Annotated in this window: 12 protein-coding genes; all 12 read right to left on the bottom strand. The window is 31.0% G+C overall.

Annotated elements, in window-relative coordinates; all coding sequences use genetic code 11:
• Positions 1-9: 9 nt before the first annotated feature.
• Positions 10-2,484, bottom strand: coding sequence for a carboxypeptidase-like regulatory domain-containing protein (locus HN894_00935; GenBank protein MBT7141871.1), 2,475 nt, complete (start codon positions 2,482-2,484; stop codon positions 10-12).
• A 173-nt stretch (positions 2,485-2,657) separates the two neighbouring features.
• On the bottom strand, positions 2,658-3,884 hold the full coding sequence (locus HN894_00930; GenBank protein ID MBT7141870.1) for a SpoIIE family protein phosphatase: 1,227 nt from the start codon (positions 3,882-3,884) through the stop codon (positions 2,658-2,660).
• Between the two features lie 138 nt (positions 3,885-4,022).
• On the bottom strand, positions 4,023-4,589 hold the full coding sequence (efp, locus tag HN894_00925; protein ID MBT7141869.1) for an elongation factor P: 567 nt from the start codon (positions 4,587-4,589) through the stop codon (positions 4,023-4,025).
• 204 nt (positions 4,590-4,793) lie between these two features.
• Positions 4,794-6,938, bottom strand: a complete 2,145-nt coding sequence (locus HN894_00920; GenBank protein MBT7141868.1) for an RNA-binding transcriptional accessory protein — start codon at positions 6,936-6,938, stop codon at positions 4,794-4,796.
• 4 nt (positions 6,939-6,942) lie between these two features.
• On the bottom strand, positions 6,943-8,082 hold the full coding sequence (gene wecB, locus HN894_00915) for a UDP-N-acetylglucosamine 2-epimerase (non-hydrolyzing) (protein MBT7141867.1): 1,140 nt from the start codon (positions 8,080-8,082) through the stop codon (positions 6,943-6,945).
• A 51-nt stretch (positions 8,083-8,133) separates the two neighbouring features.
• On the bottom strand, positions 8,134-9,333 hold the full coding sequence (locus HN894_00910) for an AhpC/TSA family protein (GenBank protein MBT7141866.1): 1,200 nt from the start codon (positions 9,331-9,333) through the stop codon (positions 8,134-8,136).
• 211 nt (positions 9,334-9,544) lie between these two features.
• Entirely contained in the window at positions 9,545-11,491 is a 1,947-nt protein-coding gene (locus tag HN894_00905) for a hypothetical protein (GenBank protein MBT7141865.1), read from the bottom strand.
• Between the two features lie 333 nt (positions 11,492-11,824).
• A complete protein-coding gene (locus tag HN894_00900) occupies positions 11,825-12,601 on the bottom strand; it encodes a hypothetical protein (protein MBT7141864.1) in 777 nt (258 codons plus the stop codon).
• Entirely contained in the window at positions 12,598-13,230 is a 633-nt protein-coding gene (locus HN894_00895) for a sigma-70 family RNA polymerase sigma factor (GenBank protein ID MBT7141863.1), read from the bottom strand. The genes HN894_00900 and HN894_00895 overlap by 4 nt, the downstream gene beginning before the upstream one ends.
• 11 nt (positions 13,231-13,241) lie before the next feature.
• Positions 13,242-13,616 (bottom strand): response regulator, encoded by a 375-nt coding sequence (locus HN894_00890; protein ID MBT7141862.1) that lies wholly within the window; start codon positions 13,614-13,616, stop codon positions 13,242-13,244.
• On the bottom strand, positions 13,585-14,568 hold the full coding sequence (locus tag HN894_00885) for an ankyrin repeat domain-containing protein (GenBank protein ID MBT7141861.1): 984 nt from the start codon (positions 14,566-14,568) through the stop codon (positions 13,585-13,587). The genes HN894_00890 and HN894_00885 overlap by 32 nt, the downstream gene beginning before the upstream one ends.
• Before the next feature lie 247 nt (positions 14,569-14,815).
• Positions 14,816-15,826, bottom strand: coding sequence for a T9SS type A sorting domain-containing protein (locus HN894_00880; GenBank protein ID MBT7141860.1), 1,011 nt, complete (start codon positions 15,824-15,826; stop codon positions 14,816-14,818).
• Between the last annotated feature and the right edge of the window lie 327 nt (positions 15,827-16,153).

Genomic DNA, 16,153 nt, shown 5'->3' with positions numbered 1-16,153 from the left:
ATTCTACTATTAAAAGTAAATTTGAAGTTTAGCCCGAATTCCAAAAGTCTGAACATTTGGTTTGTCGAGATGCGATAATCGCCATACTGCATCGACTCTAATAAATTTAATAATATTTTCGACACCTATTCCAGCTTCAAAATATGGATTATTTAAACCGGAAAGTGAATATGGGAAATCGAAATAATCAACATTTTCAGATTTCAAACTGCCGGCAAGAGCTTTTGCATGGATTACTTCCCTAAGTTTTAGCTTTCTAAATAATGGAATTTTATTCAGAAACAATCCCATAAAATGATGTTCGGCAAAAAAACTTATATATTGGTCTGATACAAACTCGTAATAATTCATCATATTAAAAGCATACTCGTCTAAAGCATAAGTTTCGTTTCCTTCATGGAGTCGCAAAAGTGGATAGGGTAAAGTTCCAAATATTTTTCCCATATCTACAGTATATTTCAACCACCCAAAAGTACTGATATTGAACCAATGATAATAGTTTAAATCAACTTTTAAATACTCGAAATCGCTTTTAAACAGATTGTTAATTCCGTATGAGAGGTTCAAATTTACGACAGGATAGAGTGAACCCATACTTACCCTTTCAAACTCTCCATAAACGAAGCGTTCTTTATAGGCAAATCTTGTATTGAACTTCAATTCAGAACTAATTAAACTTATGTATTCTATCGAATTTTGAACTAATGGAATGCTATCGCTCGGATACATTTTCTTATAAGTGAAAGTTAAAGTATTTGAAAATCCCTGAAACCATTCTTTTTCGTAAAACGATGTAAATGTCTGAGTATTTGTAAGTTTATAATTAGGATTTCGTTGCAAAATTGAAGACAAAATATTATCGTCCAAAAAAGCATTTTGGCTTTTGCCAAGTTGTTCAACATCGTCCTGATAATGAATCCTAAGAGTTTGTCGTGGATTTTTCGAAAACATATATTGAGCTCCAAGTCCATATTTCAACTTTCCAATATTTATTTCATCTTCAGTACTATAAGCAATATGGCCATCTAACATCAGTTTTGTACTGAATTTATTGCTGGTTCTACCACCAAGTTTAAACCTAACACCTTCAATTTCGTTGAAACTAAGAAATGTATAATATGGTCCAAATTCAAAATTATTCTTAACGTAATATCCTGTTACAAAAGTTGTTATAAAATCTACTATGGTATTAAATAGAGGAACATTTTTTATAGAATCAACCATCTGATATACCTTTTTTTCTTTCATTGATAGCTTTTCGTGCCTCGAATTTTCCCAAAATTCATTAGACTTTTTGAATGCCTGGTCTTCAACTACTACCTCCGACATGTTGGAATATATCTCAGAATTTTTCAATTCTCCAATTTGATAATTTCTATATGAAGTAGTTTTTTTACCGAGAAATCCTGTAGTCCGTTCAGCAATGTTAAAATCTATATACAATTTTGTTCTATCTAAAAACCATTTTCCTCCAACTTTTTTATACTCAGACTCATCGACAAAATCGTTCATGAAATTTATATTTACATCCTGAGCAATTCTGATTTTGTATTTTTTTATTGCAAAAGTAGTATCGTTCACCCAAAAATCGCCAGTGAAAGTAAATTCTTGTTTTCGTTTGGGTTTAAATGAAATTTGATAGCACCAAAAACTATCAATAAACGCACTGTCGATAAGATAATATCGATAATAAAGTTTTCCAAATTTTGCTATAGGACTTACAAATGGTTGGTCAAAAATTGTTATATGGTTTTCATAAAAATTAAAATCCTGATACATTTGACCGGTAAATTGAGATAAACTCTGATTTTCAATTCCTGAAATCTTACTTGCTTTTACAATTTCTAATTCCTTTTTAGGGCTTTTTCTGTAATAAAAATCCGACATGCTTTCAGAAATCAAAACTGGCAAATATGATTTCCCGGAGATTACGGATGTATCGACATAATCGAAAATGAATTGAAATTGCTTGAATGCTTTTTTATTTTTTAATTCTTCGTCGTAATTATATACATCGAGCTCAGTTTTATTGTAAATTTCGCAATTGTAAAAATCATAATCGTTTGAATTATTATTTTTATTGTTTTCGTAGATTTTATTAAGAATTGCAAATGCTGGATTTTCGCCGGACATTACAACAATTTCATCTATCAGTATATTCTCAGGAACTAACTCAATATCTATAGTTGAAAGCTTAAATTTTTGAACAAAATATTTTTGCGATATATATCCAATGTATGAAAAAACAACTGTATCTGTGGGAGTTTTAGTTTCTAAAAAGAAGCTTCCTTCAAAATCTGAAATTGTACCGATTCTGGTGTTTTGAAAAGTTATATTTACAAAAGGAATTGGTTCTTTTGTTTTCGAATCGATTATATGCCCTCTGATTTTGGTGTATTGCGAAAATATATTATTTGAAAATAAAAAAACAACAATTACCAATAATAAGTGAAGAAAATAAATATTTGTATTAATGTTTTTCATGCAAAATATTTATTTAATAAATGAAATTACATTAATTTTATTGTAGATTCTCCTTTAAAAATTGTTTGGTTCAATAAATTCTAATAGATAAAACATCATTATTAAGAATATCAAATATATTAATAGTATAAGTTTTAGGAATCCTTTGAAAAGGAAATTTGACAAGCTTCGCACTAAAAAAATTCAACTCCGATAATTGAAATGTCATCGAAAATTGTTTCCTGTCTTTGACGTATATTAAGCTTTTTTATGATATTTTCAATCGTTTTTTTAATGTTCAGGTCTTTTTCAAAGTATTCTTCAAGCTGATCTGCTTCAAACTCAATATCATTATGATATTCCATTTCAACCAATCCGTCAGTGAAACACAATAATTTTGTTTCTGATTGAATTATTTCATTTCCTACCGAGATTTTGGGAATTTCATCGAGCATTCCAATCCCAACTGAGCCCTTGGTGAGATATTTCATTTTTTTATTTGCCACTTCGTAGAGAAGTGGGGGATTGTGCGCTGCATTAATATACTCAAGTTCTCTTGTTTGATAGTTATATTTTGCAATAAAAAGTGTAAGAAACTTTTCTCCCTTGGCATTATCGAGAACTGTTTTGTTTAATTTGACAATCAAATCTGGCAGTTTTATTTCATCTGTAAATAGTGCTCTTAATGTTGCCTGAAAATTAGACATTAATATTGCTGCTGAAATACCTTTCCCAGAAACATCGGCAATGCAAAAACCTATTTCATTTTGGTTTAGTTCTATGAAATCGTAATAATCACCGCCCACCTCAAAATGTGGCAAATAGAAGGATGCAGTATTTATTTTTTCATTTTTTGGAAGGGAATTACTATCAGGAATTAGCATTGATTGCATTTTCGATGCCAGCAGAAATTCTTGCCTAATTTTGAGCTGATCGACATTTTCTTTGGCTAATCGTTTGTTTTCTATTGCAACGATAATGATGTTTGCAATAGTATCAATAAAATTCTGATGCTTTATTGTTGGACTTACTCCCTTCTCTTCCAGCTCTTTATCGCCAATCAAAACATAGGCTAAAATCTGCTCTTTATGCGACACCGGAATAATCAAATCGAATTGTCGTAGTTTTTTGTCACTTGACAAACTACATCTTGTCATTTTTTTAAAGCGGCATATATCTTTTTCTACATCAATATTTTCAATACTTGTCTCGTCGATACCTGAAACTATAAATTGCTCCCATTTTTTGGTTTTTTTATACAGCAAAACTTTCCCGATGTTCAATTCTTCTATTAAAAGTTTTTCAAATCTTACCAAAAGCTCATCTACCGTATAATTTTCATTAATGGCGCGAGTAATATCTAATAGATAATTTAATTTAAAATTTGAAAATTCAAGTCTTTTGCTTTTTCCCCTTGCCATAGTGTTTTAGAAAATATAGCTACAAATTTTTTAAATTAATTCCTAAAATAATGAAATATTTCAAAAGATTCAGGCTATCCTACAATTGCTGAAATATTATAAATTGCAACGTAAGCCAAAATCACAGGAATTAATCAATTATTTTACTCTCTCGACATACTGTCCGGTTCTTGTATCAATTTTTATTTTATCGCCCTCGTTCACAAACAAAGGTACATTGATAATTGCTCCTGTATCAAGAGTTGCCGGTTTCAGTGCAGTTGATGAAGATGTATCACCTTTTACTCCGGGCTCTGTATATGTTACATCCATAATTACAAACGGAGGCAATTCGCAAGTTAGTGGAGTTTCTGTATCAGCATGAAAAACAACCTCAACTTCTGTTCCTTCCTTAAAAAGTTCAGGTTTTTCAATCATAGTTTCTTGTATTATAATCTGTTCGTAGGTTTCTGTGTGCATTAAATTCAGACCCATATCGTCTTTATAGAGAAATTGATATTTTCTTCTTTCAATGCGTGCAACATTAATTTTCACTCCTGCCGAAAATGTGTTTTCAATTACTCTCCCTGTAATCAAACTTTTTAGTTTAGTTCTTACAAATGCAGGTCCTTTACCAGGTTTTACGTGCTGAAACTGCACAATTGTATAAAGATTTTTATTAAATTCGATACATAAACCATTTTTAAAATCTGATGTACTTGCCATAAACTCCTATTTTTTGAATAAAATACAAATGTAAAGAAAACTATTGAATGTAATAAAAGAACTTGTTTTTTTTAGATTTTTTCTATCCGTCAAGATTTTAATGTGGTAGATTAAGAACAATGTATGAAATGAAAAGGAATCTATTATTCTTGGTGAAACATTTGCATATTTCCAAAACTATCTCTTTAAATCAGGTATCCAAAACTATTCCAAATCAAGCTCTTTCAAGGACAATTGAATTCTCTCTCTTTCAATGTCAATTTCTAAAATTTTTGCTTTTATATGTTGATGAATACTGACAATTTCGGCAGGATCGCTCACAAATTTATCGGCAAGATTTGACACATGAATCAAAGCATTTTGTTTGATTCCGATATCGACAAATGCACCAAATTTTGTAATATTATTAATTATTCCCGGAACTATCATGCCAACTTTTAGGTCTGTAATATTATAAATTCCTTTTGCAAATTCGAAAACTTTAATGATTGAACGAGGATCTCTCCCGGGTTTTGAAAGTTCATCGACAATATCGCAAATTGTAGGTAATCCAACTTTCTCAGAAACATATTTCTCGGCTTTAATTTTTGCTCTAATTTTTTCATTTTCAATTAAATCGGAAATATTACATTTAAGATTCTTTGCCATTTTTTCAACAATATGATAGCTTTCCGGATGAACGGCACTATTATCTAATTGATTTTCAGCATTTAGGATTCGTAAAAAACCAGCACATTGCTCAAAAGTTTTTGTTCCAAATCGTGGAATATTCATTAGCTCTTCACGAGAATGAAACTCTCCATACTTTTTTCGGTAAGACACAATGTTTTCCGCAATATTCTCTGACAAGCCAGAAACAAACTTTAACAAATGCTTACTCGCAGTATTCAAATTTACACCTACTGAATTTACAACACTTTCAGTTACATGTTGCAAGCTTTCCTGAAGTTGTTTTTGATCTACATCGTGCTGATACTGACCAATACCGATGGCTTTGGGTTCAATTTTTACCAGTTCTGCCAAAGGATCCATAAGTCTTCGTCCAATAGAAATTGCACCACGCACAGTTACATCGAACTGAGGAAACTCCTCTCTGGCAATTTTTGACGCAGAATAAACCGAAGCACCATCTTCGCTAACAACATAAACCCGAACTTCTCTATCTAATCGAAGTTTTTTTACGAAAAATTCGGTTTCACGACTGGCGGTTCCATTTCCTATTGCAATAGCATCTATTTTGCATGAATTCACCAATGAAGCAATTTTTTTGGCAGATTTTTTTGTATCATTTTGAGGATTGTGAGGATAAATTGTCTCGTTATGTAATAGATTTCCTTGTTCATTGAGACATACAATTTTGCAACCACTTCTGTATCCCGGATCTATTGCTAATATTCTTTTTTGCCCTAATGGAGAATTTAAAAGTAATTGCTTCAAATTTGTTGCGAAAACGGAAATTGCTTGTTCATCAGCATTTTTCTTCGATTGATTTCGAAACTCAGTTTCAATTGTTGGAAAAATCAAGCGTTTATAGGCATCTTTTACAGCAATAGCAACTTGCTTAGAAGACTCATTTGTTGATATGTCATCATTTACATAATAATTTGAAAGTTGTTCGATAATTTCTTGATCATTTGGTTTGATTACAACTTTTAAGATTTCTTCTTTTTCAGCTCGAAAAATAGCAAGAAATCTGTGAGATGGACAGTTTGCCAACTTTTCCTCAAAATCGAAATAATCTTTATATTTTATTCCTTCCTCATCTTTTCCTTTTTTTACTTTAGAAAAAATTGAAGCAGACCGAGCAAAATGATTCCTTACAATATTTCTTGTTCGTTGATTTTCACTAATCCATTCGGCAATAATATCACAGGCTCCTGCTACAATTTTTTCTTTTGTGCCAAATTTTTCGGTTTTATATTTATCTAATGAAAAACTTAAACTCTTTTTATTTTGACTAATAATTATTTTTGCAAGCGGTTCGAGTCCATTTTCTTTAGCCACTGTGGCACGGGTTTTCCGCTTAGGTTTAAATGGCAAATAAATATCTTCAAGTTCGTTCAAACTTTTACAATGTTCAATCTCAATTTTTAATTTTTCAGTAAGTTTTCCCTGACTTTCAATTGTACTTAAAATGCTTTTTTTTCTCTCAATCAATTTCTCAAAATCTGCCAATAAATTTTTGATGTCAAGAATCTGCACTTCATCCAATCCACCGGTTTTTTCCTTTCTATATCGAGAAATGAAGGGAACACTTGCTCCATCTTTCAATAAATTATAAGTGTTCTTTACGCAGGATTCATGTACATTTAGGACTTTTGAAATTTCTTGAAAATACTTTTCTATCATTTTTTTATTTTATCAACTGTTTGCAAATGAAACCGGCAGCATTTCCATCACCAAAAATTGGAGGAAAATTTAAATCGCTCTTATTAATTAGAAAATTATAACTTTCAATAATTTTATTAATATCGGCATCGGCAATAATTGCTGTTTCATTTTCCACCAACTCAACCCATTCGGTTTGTGGACGCAGAATAACACAAGGTTTTTGAAAGAAAAATGCTTCTTTTTGAACTCCTCCTGAATCTGTAATTACAATTTTTGAATTTCGTTCAAGTTCAATCATATCTAAAAATGAAACTGGAGGAATTAATTTTATATTCTTATGTTCAATCACTTGGTTATATGTCTGGTTGCTAAGATTGCTTTTTAAAAGTTTTTGTGTGCGAGGATGCAAAGGGATAACAAAATCGATATTTTCATTCGTAAGAATTGAAATAAAAGCTTTAAAAATTGCTTCTAACCTTACTTTTTTGTCTGTATTACTATCGCGATGTATTGTAATCAATGCAAATTTTCCCGGTTCAAGCTGATTGTCTTTTAGTATTGTTGAATTCTTTTTTGCAATTTCCGAGAAAAATAAGCTATTATCGTACATAATATCTCCACAATGAAAAATTGCAGGATTGTCGATTGAATATGGTTGAGGGTTGTTTTCGTTAAATCCCTCTCGAATCAAATTTTTTAATCCTGCTTTGGTAGGAGAAAAAAGAAATGTTGAGCAATGATCGCAAGTAATTCTATTTATTTCTTCGGGCATAGACTTGTTGAAAGATCGCAAACCAGCTTCGATATGAACTATCGGAATATGAAGTTTCGATCCTGCAATTCCGCCGGCGAGCGTAGAATTTGTATCGCCATATAGAATTATAAAATTGGGTTTTTCATTAAAAATAATTTCCTCAATTCCACTAATCATTTCGGCAGTTTGTTTGCCATGCGATGATGAACCAACACTCAAATTATACTTTGGTTCAGGAATCTGGAGCTCCTCAAAAAAAACCGACGACATATTTTTGTCGTAATGTTGTCCTGTATGAAGTATTATTTCTTCGATTTTATCTGAAAAATTGCTTTTAATTTTTCTGCTCAAAGCAGAAGCTTTAATTATTTGTGGCCTTGCTCCTATTATTGTTAAAAGTTTTATCATCTTTTTGTATTTGAATTTGTAGATTTTTGACATCAAGACTAATTTGCAAAACTATTTATTAAAAATCTGTTTTAGTTTTTTACCAAGTTCAGAAGCACGCAGATTTTTTGCAATAACTTTTCCGTCTTTGTCTATAAGAAAACTCGATGGAATACTTTTTACTCCGTATTGTTTTGCAGGAACACATTGCCAAAATTTAAGATCGCTCACGTGAATCCAATCAAGTTTGTCAGCTCTAATTGCATTTATCCAATCGCTTCGTTTGCCGGCTTTGTCTAAGGAAACTTGATATATCTCAAAACCTTCGTCTTTATATTTATTATAGTTTGCTACCAAATTCGGATTTTCTCTTCGGCAAGGAGCACACCATGAAGCCCAAAAATCTAATAAAACATATTTTCCACGAAGTGAATGTAAGGAAATATTTTCTCCATTCGGACTTGGCAAATTAATTTCGGGTGCTATGGTATTTATTTCAACAGAAGCCTGAGGCTGTTCCTTTTGTATCTTCTGCTGCTCTTCGGCAATAAACTTTTGCTTCATCTGAGAAATTGAACTTCTAAGAGTCAATAAGTGCTTTGATTCAGGATATAACTTAGTTAGATTTCTCTCGACATTTTCGAAATGTGCCAGATCGCTTTTTTCAGTAAGAATTTGTCTGCCTGCAATGCCTTGAAACAGCGCCATTAAGGAGACAAGAGAGCTTTCATTCTTTTTGATAAAGCTCAATAGATAGTTTCTGAACTTTGACAAAATAATTCCAGATCGTTGGTCTAAGCTTGTTCTTAAAGCCTCTATATCAATTGTTTTGTCCTCAAGTGCATCCTGATAAATTTTGTTTAGCTTTTGAATCTCATTGTCATAAAAATATGAAGAATCGGCAACTTCTTTAATAGCCTCTGATTCTTTAGAGCCTGAAACAGAATAAGTTTTATTTAGATTAGAAAAATCGGCATCTATTTTAACTTCTTCATCAGGATTTATAAGAAGCAAAATAAAATCGGATTTGTCTTTTTGCAGAGAGAAAAAAGTAGTTTTTTCGCAACGAGCTTTTACTGTAAAATTTCCATCGCTACCTATTTTTGCAGAATCTAAAGCCTTACGCATATATCTGCTATCCTCATAATCATACAGAAATATCCAATTCTCACCGGCATTTTTAATATTTCCTGATACTCCAAAATTACTATTGTCGGTACTGCAATTGCTAAAAATCGCAACAACCAAAACAAAAACCAAATACTTTTTCATTACTTATATTTTAGATTAAAATTAGGCAAATATACAAATTTGAGTAATGATGAAAGTTTTGTTTTGAATAGATTCTAATTAGTTGGTTAAAGCAAAATATCAGCAGCCAGCATTTTTATTTGATAGCCTAAGAAAAAAGGGAGAGAATATATTTTGATAGCGTAAAAAGATACGGTGGGTTTTCAAAACCCACAGAGACTGATGCCAGATTCTAATTCGCCGGATAAAGCAAAGTATCCGCAGCAGTCATTTTTATTTGGTAGCCTTCGCCGGGATTCATGTTTCCTATGTTGTTTATTCCGTAGAGGGGCCAATAAACCAAGCCATTGCCATTTTTTACAACATATACATTTGATGAAATGTTGGCAAGCATAGTGCCGATGTCTCCGGGGTTTTGGCGGAGGTAGCCTATTATATTCCAGCCTGACTGTAAGTTCAATGGTGTTGTTTCGGGCACAACAGCTATGCCGTTTACTTCAAGGATATTAAAGTTGTACATTTTTATAATATAACCTTCACCAATTTGCAAATCGCCAATAGTGTTTACATTATACATAGGCCAAAAAGTTTGCCCGGTTTCGTTTTTCATAAGAACCATATCTGGAGCCACATCTTCAAAAACTGAATCACAATCTGCCACATATATATCAACATAGCTCGAAATGATTGACCAACCCTGATTCAGATTTATATATTGTTTTGTGGTATCGGGAGCAGGAATGAATTGGCTTGCTTTTAAAACATAAATATCATTGCTGTTTAAATAAAAGCTTGGTGAAACAAGACTGTCAAATTGAATAGAAGGCATGGTATTGAAAACACCGCTTATATAAATATCATAAGCATCATCAATATATAATAATCGAGGATATGCAAAGTGTTGTTCAAAAATATTGTGCCATAGTTTTTCCCCGGAAGGATTAAATTTACTTAGAATTGTAAACATATCATTTGGTTGAGAAGGTGATATTATTGTATCATTATCAAAATAAACAGTATCATCTGCAAAGTAAAAATCAAAATATACACTATTATCCTTATCAAAAGTTATTATTGGTTCTATAGATTCACCTATTGCAGTTTCAGTAATAGCGTACTTTTTCCATAATATGGAACCGGATGAATCCAATTTGGCAATCAACGGATTATGGCAATTAGGTTGTGTTGGAAAAACATTAGATGCCCATATTGTGTCTGAATCAAATAAAGATGTTAGAGCACTTGAGTATGCGGCAACTAAAACATTATTTGAATTATCAATCTTTACATCACAAATGAAGTTTTGGTCATATATTGTGCTGGCATTTGAATGAAGTAATTTACTCCAAGCAAAGTTACCATTCGCACCAAATTTTATTAGAAATGATACCCCATTGCTATTATTCGCATATAATAAATTCCCATCAACATTTAACAAACTTGAATTTGTGCGTTGTGCATAATAAATATTCCCAAATTCATCCACAGCAAGCGCTTCCGGTTCATCATCGTCTGATGAGTAAATTCGTTTTATCCAAAGCTCGTTCCCAAGTGAATCGTATTTTGCTATAAATGCATCTTCGCTACCCGAATTGCTAATAGTGGTGCCTGCGAAGGTTAATGCTGGGCTGTCGTAGTAGCCTGCAACAATGACGTTCCCATTATTATCTATTGATATTTTTGAAGGATGGTCATCACCACTGTTGCCAAAATTGCAAAGTGAAATTGGATTACCAAGGGTATCTTGTTTTGTAATGTATATGTCAGGAGAGTTTGTGATCAAATTTGTAGTTGTACTCCCATATGTTATTGGACTGTATATTGTCTTAGAAAATATTGAATACATGTAGTTTGAATAAAAACAAAATCCACTACAGGTTGCATAATTTAATGCACCACTAGGATGACCAACTGAATTTATTATGTTTCCAAAATTATCAAATTCTAATAAATAGTTATTGCTACCAACTAGCGAAGTGTCAACAAATAACAAGGTGTCTCCTAAAGCAGTCATTGGGCTTGAAATTGATAAAATACATGAGCCAGAATTATTCTCAGATAAATGAAGAATTAATTCATTGCCATCAGCTCCCAAAGTTCTTAGCCAATGGTATGAAGTAATTTGAGAAAAACCTTGAATTGATAAATTTATTAAAAGAAGTATTATATAGTTTTTCATAACATATTAGTTTAATAAACGATTTTTTAGTTTCTAATAAGACGTTTTTCAAAAGTTATTTCGTTTTTCAAAAATAAAACAAATTTTGTGTAAAGTCAAACTCATATGAATTTGTTTTTGCCAATTTTGAAAAGCTTATGTAAAAAGGAGGCATCCTAATTGATACCCCCTTTGAAAACTAAACATAAAATCATGAAAATCTACAAATTATGAAATTCTACTTTTCATATGAATTTGCATTGTCTTACAGTATTTTTACATTGTGCGAAGAGAAAAGTAAGGGGGGGAATCTACCAAAAACCCCCCGGTTACTATGAAAAAAAACACCTACAATTAATCGTTGCCGGTGGTATCTTCAATCTGCGAAAGTAATTTTAAAGCATTTTCGCTAAAATTATTATCGGATTCTACAATTTTTTTAAGCACTGTTTTTGCATTTTCAGTTTCTCCAATCTCAAGGTATATTAGGCATAAAGACCAATCTATATATTTTTCATAAAATTTATTTCCAGCATCTTTAAGTTTCAGAAACAATTCTTTAGCTTCCGGAAGATTTTTCAACATTAAATGTGTTGAGCCTAAATAAAACATCAGGTTTTGGTTGTTTTCGTCTTTTTCTAATGCCGATTGCAACTTCTCAAGAGCTATGTCATATTTTTGAGTTTCATAGGCGTACATTCCATCAACTGTCTCAGAATGTTTTTGTTCTATTTTGGCAGACCTAAGAGTTGGAAAATAGTAGTTGTTTGGTGCCGAATAATACGAACTTAGATATTGATAGTTTTTGTTAGCTAATTGAATTTGAAAATATGCAATTATCAAAAGCGAAAATGATGCTGCAATAGAGGTAATTATTAAAAAATTCCTATACCTTGCGACATTCATTGAAAACTTGTTGAAAGGCTTCATTATTTGGTTTAGCTTCATTAGATTTTGTCTAAGACGATTTTCTTCTCTTGTATCTATTACTCTCTTAAGAGCTAACCTAAATTTGAATTCCTTTCTTAAGCTATTATCTATTAATACTGCTTTTTCAAACTTATTGCGATCCTGAATTGACAATCTATTTAATATATAGTCATCAATTTTATTATATAAGTCTATTCTCATTTTTCTAAAATTTGTTTATTAATTTCTGATTCCGACAAATCTGAGAAAACTAACTCTCTCAAAATGTCCAAGCATCTTGACCTTTGAGTGTAAAGGGCATTTTTGCTTTCCAATTCCATAAGATTTGCTAATTCTTCTGCTTTAATTCCATTATAATAGGTTTGTTTTAATATTTCCTGGCATTTCGATTTTAATTGATCAAGTTTCAGGATTATTGCATTTTCAAGTTTAATGATTTCTTCTGTTGTTATAATTACCTTTTGGGTTTCTTCTTCTTCGAAAATAGTCTGCTGAACTTCTTCTTCAATTCGATCTGAATATTCGATTAATGAAATTTTCTTTCCTCGTTTACTGTTTAAATAAATATTTTTCCCTATTTTGAAAAGATAAGTTTCAAACTTGGCAGTAAAATTTGGGGTTTTATTTTCTGCGATATTTTTTTTAAACGCTAATAAGGCATCTATATAAATACTTGTAGCTGTATTTATGTCTTCGCCAAACATTTTCAAGAATTGATAAACAAATGGATCTCTATATTCTTCAAAAATTCCATTAAGGGCATTTTCATCTCCTTTTTGTATTCGACTCACAATTTTTTTGAACTTTTCAATGTCTTTTGCTCTGCTCATGTTTGTATGTTCTAAACAAATATATTAAGTAATTTTTCAATTTCGCAAACTATTTTTTTTGCACTATAAGGTTTCTTAACAAATGCATTCATTCCTATTTCTAAACATATTTTTTCTTCATTATTAGATGAATTTCCGGTTACGGCTATAATTGGAAGGTATTCTTTGCAATAAATTTCTCTAATTTTCTTTGTTGCTTCAAACCCGCTCAAAACAGGCATATTTAAATCCATTAGAACAATATCAAATGATTGATTTTTTACCATTTCTAAAGCTTCTAATCCATTGTTAGCAATTTCTACTTTTGCTTGAAAATATTTAAGATGCTCAATCATCAATATTTGATTTGCAATATTATCTTCTACTATAAGTATTTTTGGTGGCATAGGTTTCATTATCAAAATTCATTAGGGCTATTAGCTTTTTATTGTTTGTCTTTTGAGCACAGGTATAGGCTTTTTTGTCGATATAGCATTTGCAAATAGAATTGTTTTTGCATGTAAGTAGTTTTAATGTTTCAATATCTTGATTTTCGATTGCAAAAAGAAAAGCATATTTATTGTCATTGTTGATTTTAGAACTGTTTGCTTTGTTTTTAAGTAAAATTAAAATGGCATCTGACAAACCCATTTCTACGGCAAACATTAGTGCAGTGTTACCATTTTCATCGGGCATATTTATTTCGCAATCTTTTTCTATCAAAAGATTTATCATATTCAAATTCCTTGATAAAACTGCTTCAATTAATGGCGTATTTCCATATTGGTTAATTTGATTGATTTTATGCTTATGGCGCAGAATTATGTTTACAAGATGTTCGTTATTTGTATGTATAGCTTCTGTAAGGTCTTCTTGATTTTTCTGATAGAATTTTTTTAAGAATTCATAGAATTTTTCGTCTTTATAATATCGTACTATTGAGGCTACAGTCTGATTTCTTTTGTTTTTTAAGCCTAAATCAGCTTTGTTGTTTATCAATAATTTTATAATTTCAAACATTTTGGTTTTCGATATTTTAGAATTATTCATTCCTGAATCGTTTTCGGCGAAATAATGTTGAATTGAATAAGACAAGGCAGTTTCTCCTTTCTTATCCTGAATATTAACATCTGCTCCTTTAAGCAGCAAATATCTTATCATATTATAGTTAGAGTTAAGTGCCGCATATATCAATGCAGTTTTGCCTTCATTTGAAGATTGCAAATTCAAATCGGCTCCTAAAGAAACAATATTTCGTACAATAGAAATTTTGTTTGCTATTGCAGCATCCATTAATGCAGTTTTGCCTGAAGTTGCATTTCGGTAATTGACCAAAAAATTTATATTGTTAATAGACATTTCAAAAAGTTTTACAAGTTAAAAAAGAACCCTTTCACTATGTAATAACAAATACACCAAAAATCTTACATACTTTTTTGGTGTTTTTTTCACTTTTTTTTGAATAATCTTGTTAACTGTTTGAATATTAGTTAGAAAAAAAAATAAAAAAAATTTCATTTTTTTTTTTAAAATCAAAGTTTTTTCATAAAAAAAAGGTGCATAATCATTTGACTATGCACCCTTTTTTAAAAAGTATTTTTGACTTCTATTTTACAATAAATCTGCCATTGAATTTCGATTCGTCTTGTTTGAATATTGAATAAAAATACATTCCTGATTTCCAATCAGAAATATTCAAATTCAGATTATTTGCAAATTTGTTCAATTCAATTTTCTTCATTCTGCTTCCTAAGGTATTATAAATAATTAAGGAATGCTGCAAATTATTTTCTAATTGATAGTCGAAGTTAATATTTCCCTCGGCAGGATTTGGGAAAACATTGCATTTGTATGAAAAAATATCTGCTTCATTTATATTAATGCTCGATGTATCAACATATTCGCTCATTATGACATCTCCTAAAATTACTTCGCCCTTCGATGAACTACAATTTAAAGTTAATCTAACAAGAACTGCTCCAGTGTCAACATAATTATAAGTTCTTGTTAACTGATAAGTGCTAAGAGGAGAATATAATTCCCATGTAATCTCAACTTCGTTAACATCAACAAGAATAGCTTGAGTAATTCGACCATAATTTACAGTATCAGGATTTTGCTGAAACTGAAAACATGTATCTATCGGATCAATTGCGATTGTAGAAATTGGTGTAGGCATAACTTTGTAATAAACTATTACCATGACACTATCAGTTGCGTCGTCTTGATTGTAAAAAGTATAGCCTATTTTACTTGTTCCTAAATTGTCATTAAAATAATAATCGCCGATAAAATCTGTTAAAGTTTCACCAGGTGCAGCTTGTATTGGATCAGGTGAATCTGTAACCATAGGTCCGTAACATTCAAACCAACAAAAGATATCTGAACTTCCTTCTAACACATCAAGTGCATATTTTTTCACTTTAATACTAACATCAGAACCGGTAACATTGGTTACGTGAACATGTACAGCTAAAATACTATTGTCATCAGAGTCTTGGACAATAATACTCGAATTTGTAATTTTATTTCCTGAAGTATCTGTCAAGACAAAGCTTTGAGAAAAGATTGTAAGTGCTATTGTCAGAAAAGAAAGGCTAAGAATAATTTTTTTCATAATAAGTAATTTTAAGTTAATAATCAGCAAAAGTAATAATATTTATACAATTTGGAGATTTGCTCTCATAATTCAGGCTAAATCTTTTTTTTTGAGGTGCTGGAAATTAACTTTCACCCTATAATTATGAAATATCAAGTTCAGTTTATTGTCATATCATTTACTTTTGTCTTGACACAAAAGTAACAAAAAGTCAAGAAAAAATGATGCTACAACCCACATCCCAGCGCCCGCCCGCCATTTTTTCTGGCCAACGCCTATAATTTTTATCAAAATTATTTTGGTGAGAACAACTGTTGATAATTGTCGATAACAATAAAATTCACG

The sequence above is a fragment of the Bacteroidota bacterium genome, from assembly GCA_018692315.1.
Classification (GTDB): Bacteria; Bacteroidota; Bacteroidia; order Bacteroidales; family JABHKC01; genus JABHKC01.
The sequence above is the reverse complement of the archived record's forward strand: the minus strand, read 5'-3'. Positions and strand labels throughout refer to the sequence as shown.

Coding starts and splice junctions, on each gene's coding strand:
- HN894_00935 (MBT7141871.1), bottom strand. CDS start 2,484: ATGAAAAACATTAATACAAATATTTATTTTCTTCACTTATTATTGGTA.
- HN894_00930 (MBT7141870.1), bottom strand. CDS start 3,884: ATGGCAAGGGGAAAAAGCAAAAGACTTGAATTTTCAAATTTTAAATTA.
- efp (MBT7141869.1), bottom strand. CDS start 4,589: ATGGCAAGTACATCAGATTTTAAAAATGGTTTATGTATCGAATTTAAT.
- HN894_00920 (MBT7141868.1), bottom strand. CDS start 6,938: ATGATAGAAAAGTATTTTCAAGAAATTTCAAAAGTCCTAAATGTACAT.
- wecB (MBT7141867.1), bottom strand. CDS start 8,082: ATGATAAAACTTTTAACAATAATAGGAGCAAGGCCACAAATAATTAAA.
- HN894_00910 (MBT7141866.1), bottom strand. CDS start 9,333: ATGAAAAAGTATTTGGTTTTTGTTTTGGTTGTTGCGATTTTTAGCAAT.
- HN894_00905 (MBT7141865.1), bottom strand. CDS start 11,491: ATGAAAAACTATATAATACTTCTTTTAATAAATTTATCAATTCAAGGT.
- HN894_00900 (MBT7141864.1), bottom strand. CDS start 12,601: ATGAGAATAGACTTATATAATAAAATTGATGACTATATATTAAATAGA.
- HN894_00895 (MBT7141863.1), bottom strand. CDS start 13,230: ATGAGCAGAGCAAAAGACATTGAAAAGTTCAAAAAAATTGTGAGTCGA.
- HN894_00890 (MBT7141862.1), bottom strand. CDS start 13,616: ATGCCACCAAAAATACTTATAGTAGAAGATAATATTGCAAATCAAATA.
- HN894_00885 (MBT7141861.1), bottom strand. CDS start 14,568: ATGTCTATTAACAATATAAATTTTTTGGTCAATTACCGAAATGCAACT.
- HN894_00880 (MBT7141860.1), bottom strand. CDS start 15,826: ATGAAAAAAATTATTCTTAGCCTTTCTTTTCTGACAATAGCACTTACA.